Genomic DNA, 14,957 nt, shown 5'->3' with positions numbered 1-14,957 from the left:
ATGGGCAACATCCGGCGGTTCGCGGCCCCACCTCCGAGGAATTTCAACGCATGAAGCCCGGCATCTACCTGGAACACAAACCGGTGGGAGCAACGAGCTTTTCCCTCGTGCAAACCCTGATGAACGAGGTGGAAGCCGCGGGCCTTACGCGCAAGCAGCTCCCTGTGTGCCACGGCGGCACGCTCGATCCCTTCGCCGAGGGCCTGTTGCTGCTGCTCGCCGGTCCCGCCACGCACCTCATGGAGCTGCTGCACGCGGTGCCCAAGACGTACGAGGCCGAGGTCGTCTGGGGCGTGGAGACGGACAACGGAGACCTGCTCGGCCAGGTCACCCGCGAAGGTGATGCCACGAGCCTCACACCGGAGACGCTGGACGCGGCGCTCGCCCCCTTCCTCGGCTGGACGGAGCAAGTGCCCCCCGCCACCAGCGCGAAGAAGGTCGGCGGCGAGCCCGCTTACAAGAAGGCCCATCGCGGCGAGGCCGTGGAGCTGCCCCCCTCGCGCGTCTACCTGCACGAGGCCCACTGGCTCTCCCATGAGCTGCCCCACCACAGCCGCCTGAGCCTCACCTGCCGCGGCGGGTACTACGTGCGTGCGCTCGCCCGAGACCTGGGGCGCGCACTGGGGTGCGGGGCCCACCTGGCCCGGTTGCACCGCACGGCCATCGGCCCGTGGAAGGATCCGGGCCCAGGAGGGCGTGTCTGGCTGCATGGCCCCGAACTGCTGCCCTGGTGCCGCTCACGCGTCATCGCGGGCGACGAGGTGAACGACCTCAAGCATGGGCGCACTGTTCCCCTGGGAGAGGTGCGGCCCCCGGAGTGGCGCCTGCCCGAGGGCTTCCCGGATCCCGAGGCGCCCGTGCGCGCCCTGCAGCGAGGCCGACTGGTCGCCCTGCTGCGTGAACAGGACGGACACCTGAGCACCGTCACGCACCTCTGGTCCGGACTGTGAGATGTCCCCTCTCCCTCTGGGAGAGGGCTAGGGTGAGGGTATGACCCGCCTGTGTTGCTCACTGGGAGTAGAGACCTGGGTCTGTGCTCCCATGCGGACCCGTCCACGGAGAGCCACGCGGGGAACGCATACCCTCACCCCCCGCCCTCTCCCAGGGGGAGAGGGAGCAGCGCCTCGGCCTCTCGCAGCAGTCCGGCACAGCCCAACCGGGTGAAGCCCTCCACGGCCTGCCGCAGGAACGTCTCACGCTCCGCACTCCCAGGCGGGGCCGCGCGCGCCAGCTCGAACCAGGCCAGCGCCTCGTCGTAGGGCATCCCCATCTCCCGAGCCAACCGCGCGCTGCGCTTCCACGCCCTCCGCGCCCGCCACGTGCGACCCGCAAGCCAGTGCATCCGCCCGGTGCAACGCAGCGCCACCGCCCGCGCCAGCGGGAAACGGGTCGCGAAGGACGACAGCCTCGCGCACGCCCGCCGCGCCGCCTCGGCCACGGGCGGAGGGGGCTGTCCGGGCACCCGCTCCCGCTCCCACAACGCCAGGTACACCCGCGCCGCGCCCTCGTAGCCGTGGCTCTCTGTGTACAGCATGGGCGGGTACTGCCGCGCCAAGGCCATCACCTTGTCGGCCTCGTCCCGCGCCTGCTCCCACTCCTCGCGTTGCAGGTGCGCCATCCCCAGCAGCCCGCTCACGATGATGTGCGAGAGCGGGTCGTGCTTGCCCTTCAGCAGCTCGCTCGACTCACGCAGCAACGGCATCGCCTCATCCAACCGACCGAGAGCCAGGAGGCTGCGCGCCATGGTGTACGCGCTCCACACCTCGTGCTGGAAGTGGCCCCGCTTGCGCGCCGACTCACGCACCTCGGCGAAGCGCGCCAGCGCCGGCTCGAAGCGGCCCGTGTAGTAGTCCACGTGCCCCAGCAGCACCTCGCACAGCTCGAGCTCCCCCTTGTCCCCGAGCCGCAGCAACACCCGCTGCGCCTCGCTCGCCTTGTCCGCGGCCGGAGCCCAGCGCGCGAAGCTCGAGTGGAACATCGACTCGACGATGAGCCCGAAGGACGTGGCGCTCGGGTCCTCCACCCGCTGGCCCTCGCCCTGGGCGCGGCGGAAGTAGGCGCGCGCCACCCGGTCCAGGCGGACCAGGCCGGCGATGGAGCCGAGCTGCCCATACAACCGCAGCACCTGCGCGTCACGGTCCGCGCGCTCGGCCAGGTTCGCCGCCAGCAGCGCGGTGGCCATCATCCGCAACGGGTCGTAGCGCCAGTAGTAGCACTCGGCCAGCCGCACCGCCGCGAGTGACGAGGCGCCCAGCAACTCCCGCATCTGACGCTCCCGCTCCCTCACCCAGCCCCAGGGCACCACCAGGTGCAGCACCTGCCGCAGCATCTGCTTCAGCAGGAAGCGCCTCCAGCCGCCCTCCGTCACCGGCAGCGGACGGCCCAGCTCCTCCATCGCCTTCAAGCAGTGCGCGATGCAGGCGTCGAACTCGGACAGCCCGTGCATGGCCTCGGCGAGGAGCCGCTCCCAACGCGCGCGCCGAGCCGCGTCCACGCGCACGCCCGTGTCGTGCCCGCGCCGCACGTCCAGCTCCAACGCCCGGCGCAGGTACCCGGAGGCCTCCACGTTCGCGCCCGCCTTCAGCGCGTGGGTCCCCGCCTTCTCCAGGTACTCGAAGGTCCACACGTCGTCCTGGGCCTGCTCCCAATGGTGCGCCAGCGCGGGGTAGAGGGCCGGCGGCACTCCGTCCCAGCCGTCCTTCGACTCCAGGGCGATCGCCGCCGCGCGGTGCAGCGAGCGGCGCCGCTCCGGGAGGATGCCGTCGTAGGCAATCTCGCGCAGCTTGTCGTGGACGAAGCGCAGCCGACCTCCGCCCGCGTCCTCCAGCACGTGCCGCGCGCGCAACTCCTCCAGGGCCTCCAGCTCCTGCAGATCCTCCAACCCGGCGGCTGACGCCAGCACGTCCGCGTCCAGCTCACGGCCCAGCACCGCCGCCATCTCCAAGAGGCCCCGCGCCTGCGGTCCCAGGCCCTCGAGCCGGCGGCCCACCAGGTCGTGCAGCGCCCCGGGCAGCGGCAGCGCCTCGTGCAACCGCTCCAGCGCGTCGCCGCCCTCAGCCACCTGCCACGCGCCGAAGATGTCGCGGAAGAGCAGCCGCTCGTCGATGGCCGTGCGCAGGTACTCCGCCACGAAGAAGGGGTTGCCCGCCGAGCGCGTCGTGAGGAAGCGCACGAAGGAGGCCGGCGGTGACGACAGCGCCAGCATGTCCTCCACCATCCGCGTCACCATCGGCTCGTCGAGCTGTCCCAATGCCCGGTGCGTCACCCCGGGAGAGGCGAGCAACAGCCGCAGCGTCGCGTCCAGCTCCTCGGTGCGGTAGGTGCCCACCACCAGCACCTGCGACTCGCGGAGGAACCCAGCCTGCAAGAAGTCCAGCACGCCCAGGGACAGCTCGTCGGCCCACTGCAGGTCATCCATGACCAGCAGCAGCGGCTCCTTCTCGCTGAAGGCGGCGATCGTCTCGGCGATGCAGCGCATGATGCGCTCGCGCGCGGCCTGGGGCGGGAGTCGAGGTGGTTCGGGCCACGCCTCCTGCCCGGGAAGGTCCACCAGGGCGGGCTCGTAGAGCGCCAACACCCGCCCGCGCTCGCCCAGCAGGTGCTCCGTCTCCACCAGCCCCAGGTGCCTGCATTGATCTGCAACGGCCTGCAGGAACGGCTTGAAGGCATGCAGCGGCTCGCCGTGCAACTGCTCGCCGGAGCCACCCCCGGAGAGCGGAAGACACCCACCGGTGACGACCTGGAAGGCATGCCGGCTGGCAGACACCGCGCACTCCATCACCACGCGTGTCTTGCCCGCGCCGCTCTCGCCTCCGATGAGCAGACACCCGCCCCTGCCCTCTCGGGCCTCCTCCAGCCGCTTCTCCATCTCCGCGAGGAGCTGCTCGCGCCCCACGAACTCCGGCCGGTAGAGGTACGGCCGCGGTGGCCGAGGAGGCACCCGGGGGAGGTCCTCCGCTCCGAGCTCGGCGAGCACGACGCCCACATCCGCGGCGTAGCCAATGCGCTCACGGGGCACCTTCGCCAGCATGCGCTGCACCAACGCGTCCAGCTCCGGCGACACGCCGCACACCCACTGTGAGAGCACGAACGGCTTGTCTCGCAGGTGCCGCCGCAGCACCTCCCAACCCGAGCCAGGGAAGGGCGGCTGCCCCACCACCAGCTCGTGGAGGATGCAGCCCGTCGAGTAGAGGTCCGCCCTCGCATCCACCCGCCCGCCCTTGATCTGCTCGGGGGCCATATAGACGTAGGAGCCCTCCATGCTGCCGGAGACCTCGAGCAACTCGCGGCCGAGGCTCCCTCCGACAACAGACGCCAGGCCGAAGTCCACCAGCACCGGGGTGCCGTCCGGGCGGATGACGACGTTCTCCGGCTTGAGATCTCTGTGGACGATGCCCTCCCCATGGAGGAAGGCCAGCGAGGAGCACAGGCGGCGCACCAGGGTGAGGACCTCGCTCAGCCGCCCCATGGCAGCCTCCCGCCGCTGCTCCTCCGGGGGAGGACCAATCGAGCGGAACGACACCCCCGAGGCGGTGCCGCTCGGGGGCTCGGGCGTGGAGACGACCTGGGTGATGGTGTCCGGCGAGGAGCCAGGGTCCCTCTTCCACAGCTCGTCGATGTAGCGCCGGAGCGTCATCCCCTCGATGAACTCCATGGCGTACCAGGGCAGCCCCTCGTGCACGCCCTCGGCGAACACGCGCACCACGCCCGGATGCTGGATGCGCCGCAGGGCGTGAATCTCCCGGCGGATGCCTCGCAGCATGGCCGCCTCGGGAACACGGACCGTCTTGAGGGCGACCAGCTCTCCCGTCTCCTCGTGACGGGCGCGGTACACCACTCCCATTCCTCCCGAGCTCAGCTTCCCCAGGAGGCGGTAGGGACCGATCCTTCCCTGCTCCGCATCGCGAAGCTCCGCGGCCGACATGGTGCCTACAAGACTCGCACGGTTCGCCACGCACCTCCAGCCAGTGACCTCCCAAGTGGGTTGCCCGCCCGTCCGCCTGCTTCGACGCACCGCGAAACAGGGCAACCTCTGGAGTCAGCTCCTCCAGCCCGACGTGACACTTCCGTGACCCAGAACACAAACGTCACACGATGTTCCCGATTCCTCACAACGTGACACGTTCGTCAGCGAACCGCGAGAAAGGCGTGACGCGCGGCTCCCCGAACTGTTGCGGGAGCAGAACAAAACCGCCATGTGGCATCGCTATACGGCAGGTCGTCATGTTCGAGACCTACGACAGCGCCACCGACGTGCAAACGGCTCGCCGGTTCGCGCTCTCCACCGTCGCTTCCATCGGAGTGTGCGCCCTGCTCGGCCTCGGCGCGGTGGTGGTCGGCAATCAAGTGAAGGAAGTCATCAAGGAGAAGCGGGTGGACGTGGTGTTCCGTCCGCCGCCGCCTCCGCCGCCCGTGGTCGAGGTCAAGCCGCCGCCTCCGCCGCCGCCTCCTCCGCCCAAGCCCAAGGCGAAGCCTCCGCCGCCCGCGCCCACCGTCGCCGCGCCCGCGGCCATGGTGGCGCCCAAGGAGATTCCGGTGGAGAAGCCACCCGAGGCGGATGCCGCGAACGCCGTGGCCGCCGCCCCCATCGCCGTGGGAGGCACGGGCCAGCTCGTCGCGGGCGCCATCGTTACGGGCGTCAACACCCCGGGCGTCGCCGGTGGCACCCGCCGCGCCCCGCCCATCAACCTCCCCGAGGCCGCCACGCCTCCCAAGGAGCTGGAGTCCAACCTCGCCCCCGAGTTCCCCTCCGAGATGCGCTCGAAGGGACAGGAGGGCATGGTCATCCTCAAGATCGTCGTCGAGGTGGATGGCCGCGTCACCAACATCAAGGTCATGCGCGGTGAGGAGCCCTTCGTCGGCGCCGCCATCGCCGCGGTGAAGACCTGGCGCTACGAGCCCGCGCTCGTCGACGGCCAGCCCACCGCCGTCTTCCGCATCGTCAAGATTCCCTTCCGCCTGAAGTAGGCGAACCGCAGTCGCAGTCCCTTCACCGGAGCCCCCCGATGAACTTCAATCTGATCGAGATCTACCAGCACATGGGCTTCTTCGCCCGGTGCATCGCCTACACGCTCATCCTCTTCGCGCTCGCCTCGCTCATCGTCTTCTTCGAGCGGCTCATCTTCTTCTTCCGCACGAAGTCGGCGGACCGCCGGTTCGCCTCGCGCGCCGGCAAGCTGCTGGAGTCGCAGCAGCACGAGCAGTTCGTCACCGAGGCGGCCACGGCCAAGGCGAGCAGCCTGGCGAAGCTGCTGGGCGGTGGCGTGAAGACGTACCTGGTCAAGAAGGCGGCGCCGCAGGGCAAGCTGGGCGCGGTGGAGCTCACCCGGCGCGACATGGATCGCCTCTACGAGCGCGTCACCGCGGACGTGCGCCGCGGCATGAGCGTGCTGGCCTCCGTGGGCTCCGTGGCCCCGTTCGTCGGTCTGCTCGGTACGGTGGTCGGTATCATCGAGTCCTTCGCCGGTATCGCGAAGACGGGCTCGGGCGGTCTGGGCGCGGTGTCCGGCGGTATCTCCGAGGCGCTCGTCGTGACGGCGCTCGGCCTGCTGGTGGCCATCCCCGCGGTGCTCATGTTCAACCTGCTCTCCACCCGTGCGGACGCGCTGCTCCTGTCGCTGGATCTGGCCCGCAAGGAGTTCATGGACCACCTGGAGGATGTGCACGGCGCGAGCGCTTCATTATCGGTCCGCGGTGAGGGCGCGGTGGCCCTGGACGTGGAGCGCGCCGCGCGCAAGGAGGGTGTCGATGTCCGCCCGGCGTAGTGGCGGGCTCACGCCCGAGATGAACGTGACGCCGCTGGTGGACGTGGTGCTCGTCCTCCTCATCATCTTCATGGTCGTCACGCCCCAGCTCGAGGCCGGTGCCGCGGTGGAGCTGCCCGCGGTCGTCAACCCAGACAAGGGCGAGGACAACTCCCTCACCCCCACCACGGTGAGCCTCACCGCCCAGGGGGCCCTCTTCCTGGATCGCAAGGAAGTGCCGCGCGAGCAGCTCGTCGAGCGGCTCAAGGCCATCCACGAGAAGGATCCCGAGTCGCGCGTGGTGCTCAAGGCCGACCGGGCCGTGCGCTACGCCGAGGTGCGCGGGGTTTTCAAGACGCTGCAAGACATTGGCTTCCCGGGCATCTCGCTGCAGGTCGTCGACCTGAAGAAGAACTAGGAGCGCACGGCCATGGCCTTTGATCTCGGTGGTGGCAAGGGCGGCATCCGCCCGGCGATGAACGTGACCCCGCTGGTGGACGTGGTGCTGGTGCTCCTCATCATCTTCATGGTCGTCACCCCGCTGATGACCAAGCAGATGTGGATGGACGTACCCGGCAAGGCGGACGACCAGACCGAGGTCGCTCCTCCTCCTCCCGGCGTGCTCCCCCCTGTGGTGCTCACCGTCACGAAAACGGGCGCGGTGCAGATCAACCGCGAGGACGTACCGCGAGACCAGCTCGTGGCCCGGCTGCAGCGAATGCTCAACGCGCGCCCGGACAAGATCGTCTTCTTCGACGCGGAAAATGACGTGCCGTACGGCAGCGCGATGGACGTCCTGGACCTCGCTCGCGGCGGAAACATCACCGTGGCAGTGGTTCCCGACGCTGTCGCGGAGCCCTCGGCTCCGTGACCTGAAGTCTGCCTTCCGGTCTCCAATCTTTCACATTCCATCCATTCAATTGCCACGGGTGTCGCGTTCTGTACGCGAGCCCGTCGGTGAGGAGTCCCGTGTTGTCTCTCCGCCTCCATTCCATTCGCGCTGCCCTGGCGGCGCTCGCACTGCTGGCCGCGCCCGTCATGGCGCAGACGCCCGCTCCCGAGGGGACTGCTCCCACCACGAGCCCCTCTGTCACGACTCCCGCGGACCCCGTCACCACGCCCGTGGAGCCGGTCACCCCCGAGCCCCCGGCTCCGGTTGATGAGGCCGCTGCTCCTGCCGCCGCGCAGGATGTGCCTGTGGCTGATCCGGGTGCCGCCGCGGCTGGGGAAGACCCTCACCCCGACCCTCTCCCAGAGGGAGAGGGAGGCGCCGAGGACGAGATGATGGCCGACTCGGCCACGCCGCCCCCGGGCTTCACCGGCGTCTATGGCCAGGTCACCGACGCCCAGACGAAGGAGACCCTCATCGAGGCCACGGTGAAGGTCGTCACCGGCGCCCAGAAGAGCGTCCTCACGGACGTGGACGGCAACTACCAGCTGGCGCTGCCGCCCGGGAAGTATGACCTGCGCATCTTCTATGACGTCTACGAGGGCCGCCGCATCACCGGCGTCGTCGTGGAAGAGGGCAAGGCCACGAAGCTGGACGTGCAGCTGAGCGCCGACGCGGGCGCCGTGCAGGAAGTCGTCGTCGAGGCCCGCGCGGACCGTCGCGCCGAGGGCGCGCTGCTCCAGGAGCGCAAGAAGGCCGCCGCCGTGTCGGACGCCATCAGCTCCCAGGAGATTGCCCGTACGCCGGACTCGAGCGCCTCGGACGCGGTGAAGCGCGTGGTGAGCGCCACCGTGGTGGATGGCCGCTTCGTGCTGCTGCGCGGCCTGGGTGGACGCTACGCGGTGACGCTGCTCAACGGCGCGATGCTGCCCAGCCCCGAGCCGGATGAGCCCTCGGTGCCGTTGGACCTGTTCCCCACCAGCCTGCTGGCCAACCTCAACGTGGTGAAGAGCTACACCACCGACCTGCCCGGCACCTTCGGCGGCGGCACGCTCCTCATCGAGACCAACACCTACCCGAGCAAGTTCGAGCTCAAGCCGCGCATCACCCTGTCCGGCGACAGCATCGCCACCTTCCAGCAGCGCAATGGGCAGCCGGGCAGCTTCCTGGAGTCCCTGAGCTTCCCGGGCCCCGAGCGCCGGCTGCCGGCGGACCTGCCCCGGAACGAGCGCATGGGCAGCTCGGTGGACACCTGGCGGAGCTTCTCCAACGTCTGGTCCGCGCGTCAGACCCGGTCGCTGCCCAACCTGGGCCTGGGCGTGTCCATGGGTGACACGCTGCGCTTCGGCAACCGCCGCCTGGGCTACCTGGCCACCGTCAACTACGGGCGCAAGGAGACCGCACGCGTGGCCGAGTTCGCCCGCGCCACGCGCCCGGAGGAGGAGCTCGAGGCGCGCGACGCCGCCACCACCCTCCAGGGCAGCGAGTCCACCAGCCTCAGCGCCCTGGCCAGCGTGGGCTACCAGTTCGACCGCGACAACGAGCTCACCCTCTTCAGCCTCTACACGCGCGGCACGGACAGCGCCGGCATCACCTCGCGCGGCGTGAACAGCGAGCGCTCGGAGCTCTTCGAGAGCACCCGCCTGCAGTTCGTCTCCCGCTTCCTCTCCTTCAACCAGGTGCGCGGCTTCCACCGCCTCAACGGGCTGAGCGACGCGGAGATCGACTGGCAGGCCAACTTCAGCCGCGTGGAGCGCGACGAGCCCGACACGCGAGACACCCTCTACAGCGACGACCTGAGCGATCCCTCCGGCAAGTTCTCCTTCCCCAGCCAGCCCAACAGCGGCGAGCGCTTCTTCGCCGGGCTGGGCGAGAGCTCCACCGGAGGCAGCGCCAGCCTCACCCTCCCCTTCTCCGACGTGCGCCTGAAGGCGGGCGGCATGGCGCAGATGTCCTTCCGGGACTTCTCCGCCCGCCGCTTCCGCTACCAGCTCACCGGCGAACCGGTGGACGCGTCCCTGCCTCCCGAGCAGCTCTTCGCCTCCGACAACCTGGGCGCTGGCATCCGCATGCGCGAGTCCACTCGCGGCGATGACGCCTATGACGCCTACCTCGGCATCTTCGCCGGCTTCGTCACGGCGGACTACAAGCCCGTGGAGCCGCTGCGCCTGGTGGGTGGCGTGCGCGTGGAGCACTCCCTGCAGCAGCTCACCGCTCACACCCCGTTCGACACCACCCCCACCGCGAACAACGACTCGAAGTACCTGGACGTGCTGCCGGCCCTCAACGCCATCTACGCGCTCAGCCCCGAGGTGAACCTGCGTGCTGGTTACAGCTACACGCTGGCCCGGCCCACCTTCCGCGAGCTCGCCCCGTTCATCTTCTTTGACTTCGTGCGCCGCCGGAACGTGTCCGGCAAGCCCGACCTGCTCGAGACGCGCATCCACAACATCGACGCCCGCGCGGAGTGGTTCGTGGGTGAGAACGAGGTGCTCGCCGCCAGCGCCTTCTACAAGCAGTTCGAGGACCCCATCGAGCGCATCATCCTCAACCCCCAGTCCGGTGACGTGGGCTTCGACAACGCGGACGGGGCGCGCAGCTACGGCGTGGAGTTGGAGGCGCGCGCATCGCTCGCCCGCATCTCTCCGGTCCTCTCCAACTTCCGCGCCGCCGCCAACCTCACCCTCATCCAGTCCAACATCATCCTCACGGACCCGGACAAGCTGGGCGCGCAGACCAACAGCAACCGGCCCATGCAGGGCCAGTCGCCCTACGTCATCAACCTCAACCTCGGCTACGACCGCCAGGAGAGCGGCACCGAGGTGGCCCTGCTCTACAACGTCTACGGCCCGCGCATCAGCGAGGTCGGCGTGCAGAAGCTGCCCGACGTCTACGAGAAGCCCTTCCACCGCGTGGACCTGGCCATCAGCCAGAAGCTGGGCAGCGGCATGCAGCTCAAGCTCACCGGCTCCAACCTCCTCAACTCCGCCGTTGTGCTGGATCAAGGCGGCATCACCGTCCTGAAGTACCGCCCCGGCATCGCCTTCTCCGCGTCGCTGGGCTGGACCCTCTAACACCCGCAGTCACAAGGAAGCATTCACATGAAGAGGTTCGCTCTTGGTCTGACGCTCGGAATGGCCCTGCTCGCTGGCTGCGGTGATCCGGTGGATCCGCCTCCCCCGCCGCCCCCGGAGGAGAAGCCCACGGGGGGCAACGTGGACGTCTCCGCCAACATCACCCAGGACACCACCTGGACGGCCAACAACGTCTACACCCTCAAGAACTACGTCTTCGTGGAGAGCGGCACGCTCACCATCGAGCCGGGCACCAAGATTCTCGGCGGGGAGACCAGCGCGCTCATCATCACCCGCAACGCGAAGCTGAACGCGGTGGGCACGGCGGAGAAGCCCATTGTCTTCACCAGCGCTCAGGCCGAGGGCGAGCGCTTCCCGGGTGACTGGGGCGGCGTGGTGCTGCTGGGCAAGGCCCGCATCAACGTCTCCGGCGGCCAGAACACCGTCGAGGGCTTCTTCTCCACCAGCGGCGATGAGCGCACGAAGTACGGTGGCGAGGACGACACCCACGACTGCGGCAAGCTGAAGTACGCCCGCATCGAGTTCGCCGGCTTCGAGCTGGCCGAGGACAACGAGCTCAACGGCCTGACCGTGGGCGCGTGCGGCACGAAGACGGAGATCGACTACGTCCAGGTGCACAAGGGCGCCGACGACGGCGTGGAGATGTTCGGCGGCACCGCCAACCTGAAGCACATCCTCATCAGCCAGCCGGACGACGACGGCCTGGACTATGACCTGGGCTACACCGGCAAGGTGCAGTTCCTCATCGTTCAGCAGAACAGCACGGTGGGTAACCGCGCCATCGAGGCCAGCGGCAACAAGTCCAGCAACACGGCCACCCCGCGCTCCGTGCCGGAGATCTGGAACGCCTCGTTCCTCGGCTCCAACCGTCCGGCGGCCACCACGGGCGTCAAGCAGGAGGGCCTGGTGTTCAATACCGGCGCGGGCGTGAAGCTGAACAACGCCATCGTCGCCTACTTCGCCGACAGGGCGGTGGACGTGGATGGCGCGGCCTCGGCGCAGCTCTCCGAGACCGGCGGCCTGTCCTTCAAGAACATCATCTTCTGGGACAACAAGGACGACACCAAGTCCATCGGCTACTCGGCCAACCCGGTGAAGGACGCCAGCGGCGCCACCACCAACGAGGACGCCACGCGCCTGAGCGACGGCTCCATCTACAAGGAGCCGGAGCAGATCCTCGCTGCGGGCAACAACAACCTGGTGGTGGACCCGAAGCTGGACGCCGCTATGGACGTGAAGGCGCCGAACTTCAAGCCGGCGGCCGAGTCCCCGGCGCTCATCGCCACCAGCGCCGCCACGCCTCCGGCGGACGGCTTCTTCGACACCAGCGCGACGTTCATCGGCGCGGTGGGTGGCCAGGACTGGACGGCCGGCTGGACGGCCTACCCCGAGAAGTAAGCGTCACCTGAGCAGTCGTCGGTATGCCGCTCCCGGGGCTGCCTCCCGAGGGCGGTCCATCGCCCGGAGGGACGTTCTTCTTACGGAGGGGGCTCCGGGAGAAGCCGTGCCTCCGGGCGGTGTCTTTTCCAGGGTGAGCACGGGGAGCCTAACCCTCATCCTGGACGACACGCTGACGGAACAGTTCCTTCGCCAGGAAGGGGCAGTGCTTGCGGAGGTGACGAAACGTCAGGTCTCCCTCCTTCCAGGCCAGGAAATAGCCCTCCCTGGCTCGAATGAACTCATCGTCGTTCAGGTCCAGTTGATCGATGGTTTTCTGAACCTGGGCACGCAGCGCCTCGGGCAACCCTTCACCCGGGATGACCTCGAGCGTGGAGAGTTCGAGCGCGAACCACTCGTCACGCACCTCGAACGGATCCAGCACATCCTCGAGGTCATTCTTGCGCGCGTTCATCCGCACGCAGGCGAGTCGGTAGTTGCTCCACTCATAGGCCAGCTCGCGCCGCTTCGACTTGGGGAGCAGATGGTCGACGGAGAGCGCCCCCGTGCCACGAGGGATGTGGAGGGAGGAATAGGCACAGACGCCGTTGTACGCCTGCCAGAGTTGCATCGCGCAGTGACGCCAGAGCGGCCGAAGCTCTCCGCCGGGTGAAGCCAGATCGAGTTGGCCCGGCTGGCGGACCTTCGCATCGAAGTCCGGGGGCTCGGGTTGGGGCTCGACGTGAATCAAGGTTCGATCCCCGCCGCCTCGGCACGCGCGAGCCAGCGTGGCCAGAACGGATCCGTATCCTTGAGGAGCCGATACAAATCGTTGTGGATCCGCTTCACTTCCTCGATGGGAAGGTGGGGATCCTTGAGTGCGGCCCTGGCACGGGTGATGGCCTCCTCGGCTTCGACGGAGCGAGGTTCCTTGAGGTCGAAGACCTCAGAGGTGAGCCACGCGTTGGCATCGCCCCGTGGCCGCCAGTCAGCCCTGGTGACGTTCACCTCCTTGCCCACGAGGTCGAACATGAAGAGCGCATCCTGGTCTGGATCGAAGAAGGGCTCCACCGAGGCGAGGACCAGGGGCGAGTGCGTCACGGCGAGCGCTTGGACATTCACCGCCGGGCGGATCTCGCGAACAACGGACAGCAGGGAAGGAAGAATGAGCCGTTGCCAGCGGGGATGGAGATGGGCCTCCACCTCATCAATGAGGAACACGATGTGATCGGCGGCCTTCTGCTGAAGCAACTCGGCGGCTCGCAGATGCTCGTCCCAGGCCCACACGAGGAGATAGGCGAGACCTACGATGCGCTGGATTCCAGCGGAGGCATGGGTGAGAGGAACGACGCCATAGGGCATATCCAGCGTCGGAATGTCCCGAGCGTCGTCGACTCCCAGGCGGGTAGGCTCGCCAGGCTTCAATGGCTCCCCCTCGTCCGGCGACAAAACCGCCAGAACCCTGCACAAGCGGTCGAAGGACTCCGAGCGCTTCAGCTGCCAGTAGACCCAATCCCGAATGAGCCCGTTGCACAGGACACGCCCGTTCTCCACCAGGCCGTTCCAGAGCGACTCCTGTGAAAAGTCGTAGAACCTTGGACGGCCCGCCCCCTCACGCGAACGCATGAGTGCATTTCGAATGGGATCCCACACCCGGAATCCACCATCGATGCGTGCGTAGAGGGAGAGTCCCGAGTTCGGTTTCCAGGCGAAGTATTCATCGCCCTTGATGCGCTGATCCCAGAGAACAGCACGCTCGAATTCGACCGACTCCCCCTCGGCCGTCAGGATCGAGGCGGAAGCCTTCCCTTGCCGACCCGGTCTGGGCAACGCAGGAACAGGATCCCCGTTCTGGGTCAGCGCCCACCAGGCCAACTCGAGGATGAAACTCTTCCCCAGGCCATTGTCGCCGGTCAGCAGATTCAGGCGCGGCCCGAACGAGAACGAAAGTCGAGGGCTCGGTCCCACTTCCTCCAGCTTCAGCTCACTGAGCATCCGAGTTCCTTCCTCCTCGCGAGGCCAGCAAGCGACTCCTCTTATGTGACATCCCTCGCCTCCATCAAAAATAAAGTCGGCCTGGAGTTCCAGAGGAGTTCCAGGCCGAACGGAAGCGGCGCACTCGGAAGCCAGGGGCTCAGGCCGCCGCGGGGCGGGCGGCCACGGGCACCTCGGCCGGCTCGGTGGCAGCGGCGAGGGCCTCGGGCGAGCTGCCATCAGCGAACAGCGGGGCACTCGGGCGGGACTTCGGCGGACGGCCCCGGCGGCGCGGCGCGGACTCCTCGTTCTGCGCGGCCTCGGCGGCCACAGCGCCCTCCGGACGCGCGCCCTTGCGCGCCGCCTTCGGCAGGCTGATGGCCTCCAGCTTCGTGCTCAGCGCCTCGTCCTCCTCGGCGAACACGCGCGCATACGACAGCGCCCGCTGCCCCTTCTGCAGCAACGCCTCCTGGCTCTCTCCCAGCGCCTGGCGCGCCGCCTCAAGCGCCGCCTGCGCCTTCGCCACCGCCTCGGCCTGCGCCCTCACCCGGCTCGCCGCCTCCTCCAACACCTCCGCGTCCACGTCCGGGAACTTCACCTCGGACAACTCCGTGGAGAACACCTCGAGCAGCGCCCGCATCGCGGGCGAGATGGGATCATTTTCCGTCGCGTCGAACATGGGCAGGGACTCCCCTCCAGCGTGCAGCGTGGGGCCCCCATGTGCACAGATGTTCAGTGCCTTTTCAAGGGGGTCCGCCCCGAGGCCGATTTATCGGCCCCGCGCCGCTTTTCCGCCTCGTCCCGCCAGCGACGCGGGGCAGAGATGACTCCCCACATGTGGGCGGGGGACCCTACATTTGCGGTCTCATGAGGCCGGCG

11 protein-coding genes are annotated in these 14,957 nt (G+C 68.6%); 7 read left to right on the top strand and 4 right to left on the bottom strand.

All coding sequences use genetic code 11. From position 1 onward, the window contains the following. Positions 1-50: 50 nt before the first annotated feature. Positions 51-950 carry a tRNA pseudouridine(55) synthase TruB gene (truB, locus tag F0U60_RS03030; protein WP_395813737.1) on the top strand — a complete coding sequence of 300 codons (900 nt, stop codon included), beginning with the start codon at positions 51-53 and terminating at the stop codon, positions 948-950. 134 nt (positions 951-1,084) lie between these two features. Here truB and F0U60_RS03025 read toward each other — a convergent pair whose 3' ends face one another. Then, positions 1,085-4,924, bottom strand: coding sequence for a serine/threonine-protein kinase PknK (locus tag F0U60_RS03025; RefSeq protein WP_395813735.1), 3,840 nt, complete (start codon positions 4,922-4,924; stop codon positions 1,085-1,087). Between the two features lie 299 nt (positions 4,925-5,223). Between F0U60_RS03025 and F0U60_RS03020 the strand changes: the two genes are divergently transcribed. From F0U60_RS03020 to F0U60_RS02995, 6 genes are all read left to right on the top strand, one after another. After that, on the top strand, positions 5,224-5,967 hold the full coding sequence (locus F0U60_RS03020; RefSeq protein ID WP_395813733.1) for an energy transducer TonB: 744 nt from the start codon (positions 5,224-5,226) through the stop codon (positions 5,965-5,967). A 38-nt stretch (positions 5,968-6,005) separates the two neighbouring features. Then, the gene (locus F0U60_RS03015) at positions 6,006-6,764 is read left to right on the top strand and encodes a MotA/TolQ/ExbB proton channel family protein (RefSeq protein ID WP_395813731.1); all 759 of its coding nucleotides are present in this window, start codon (positions 6,006-6,008) and stop codon (positions 6,762-6,764) included. Continuing rightward, positions 6,748-7,161 (top strand): ExbD/TolR family protein, encoded by a 414-nt coding sequence (locus F0U60_RS03010; protein ID WP_395813729.1) that lies wholly within the window; start codon positions 6,748-6,750, stop codon positions 7,159-7,161. The genes F0U60_RS03015 and F0U60_RS03010 overlap by 17 nt, the downstream gene beginning before the upstream one ends. A 12-nt stretch (positions 7,162-7,173) precedes the next feature. Then, the gene (locus F0U60_RS03005) at positions 7,174-7,614 is read left to right on the top strand and encodes an ExbD/TolR family protein (RefSeq protein WP_395813727.1); all 441 of its coding nucleotides are present in this window, start codon (positions 7,174-7,176) and stop codon (positions 7,612-7,614) included. A gap of 167 nt (positions 7,615-7,781) precedes the next feature. Next, positions 7,782-10,706: a TonB-dependent receptor domain-containing protein gene (locus F0U60_RS03000; protein WP_395825940.1), complete on the top strand. Its 2,925-nt coding sequence runs from the start codon at positions 7,782-7,784 to the stop codon at positions 10,704-10,706. A 27-nt stretch (positions 10,707-10,733) separates the two neighbouring features. Beyond that, positions 10,734-12,125 (top strand): hypothetical protein, encoded by a 1,392-nt coding sequence (locus F0U60_RS02995; protein ID WP_395813725.1) that lies wholly within the window; start codon positions 10,734-10,736, stop codon positions 12,123-12,125. 148 nt (positions 12,126-12,273) lie between these two features. On the opposite strand, the gene F0U60_RS02990 is transcribed toward F0U60_RS02995, so the two are convergent. The 3 genes from F0U60_RS02990 to F0U60_RS02980 all read right to left on the bottom strand — a co-directional run bounded on the left by F0U60_RS02990 (position 12,274) and on the right by F0U60_RS02980 (position 14,757). After that, entirely contained in the window at positions 12,274-12,855 is a 582-nt protein-coding gene (locus tag F0U60_RS02990) for a hypothetical protein (RefSeq protein ID WP_395813723.1), read from the bottom strand. Then, the gene (locus F0U60_RS02985) at positions 12,852-14,099 is read right to left on the bottom strand and encodes an AAA family ATPase (RefSeq protein ID WP_395813721.1); all 1,248 of its coding nucleotides are present in this window, start codon (positions 14,097-14,099) and stop codon (positions 12,852-12,854) included. The genes F0U60_RS02990 and F0U60_RS02985 overlap by 4 nt, the downstream gene beginning before the upstream one ends. A gap of 139 nt (positions 14,100-14,238) precedes the next feature. Then, positions 14,239-14,757, bottom strand: a complete 519-nt coding sequence (locus F0U60_RS02980) for a hypothetical protein (protein ID WP_395813719.1) — start codon at positions 14,755-14,757, stop codon at positions 14,239-14,241. Positions 14,758-14,957: the final 200 nt, after the last annotated feature.

Origin of the sequence: Archangium minus, from assembly GCF_044360475.1 — a bacterium.
Taxonomy (GTDB): domain Bacteria; phylum Myxococcota; class Myxococcia; order Myxococcales; family Myxococcaceae; genus Archangium; species Archangium minus.
Note: the sequence above shows the minus strand (reverse complement) of the source record. Positions and strands in the feature narration are given on the sequence as shown.

Bases quoted from the DNA above. Each gene is read 5' to 3' on its own strand.
- F0U60_RS02995 (WP_395813725.1), top strand. From the start codon at position 10,734: ATGAAGAGGTTCGCTCTTGGTCTGACGCTCGGAATGGCCCTGCTCGCT.
- F0U60_RS02985 (WP_395813721.1), bottom strand. From the start codon at position 14,099: ATGCTCAGTGAGCTGAAGCTGGAGGAAGTGGGACCGAGCCCTCGACTT.
- F0U60_RS02980 (WP_395813719.1), bottom strand. From the start codon at position 14,757: ATGTTCGACGCGACGGAAAATGATCCCATCTCGCCCGCGATGCGGGCG.
- F0U60_RS03010 (WP_395813729.1), top strand. From the start codon at position 6,748: ATGTCCGCCCGGCGTAGTGGCGGGCTCACGCCCGAGATGAACGTGACG.
- F0U60_RS03015 (WP_395813731.1), top strand. From the start codon at position 6,006: ATGAACTTCAATCTGATCGAGATCTACCAGCACATGGGCTTCTTCGCC.
- F0U60_RS03025 (WP_395813735.1), bottom strand. From the start codon at position 4,924: ATGTCGGCCGCGGAGCTTCGCGATGCGGAGCAGGGAAGGATCGGTCCC.
- F0U60_RS03005 (WP_395813727.1), top strand. From the start codon at position 7,174: ATGGCCTTTGATCTCGGTGGTGGCAAGGGCGGCATCCGCCCGGCGATG.
- F0U60_RS03000 (WP_395825940.1), top strand. From the start codon at position 7,782: ATGGCGCAGACGCCCGCTCCCGAGGGGACTGCTCCCACCACGAGCCCC.
- F0U60_RS03020 (WP_395813733.1), top strand. From the start codon at position 5,224: ATGTTCGAGACCTACGACAGCGCCACCGACGTGCAAACGGCTCGCCGG.
- truB (WP_395813737.1), top strand. From the start codon at position 51: ATGAAGCCCGGCATCTACCTGGAACACAAACCGGTGGGAGCAACGAGC.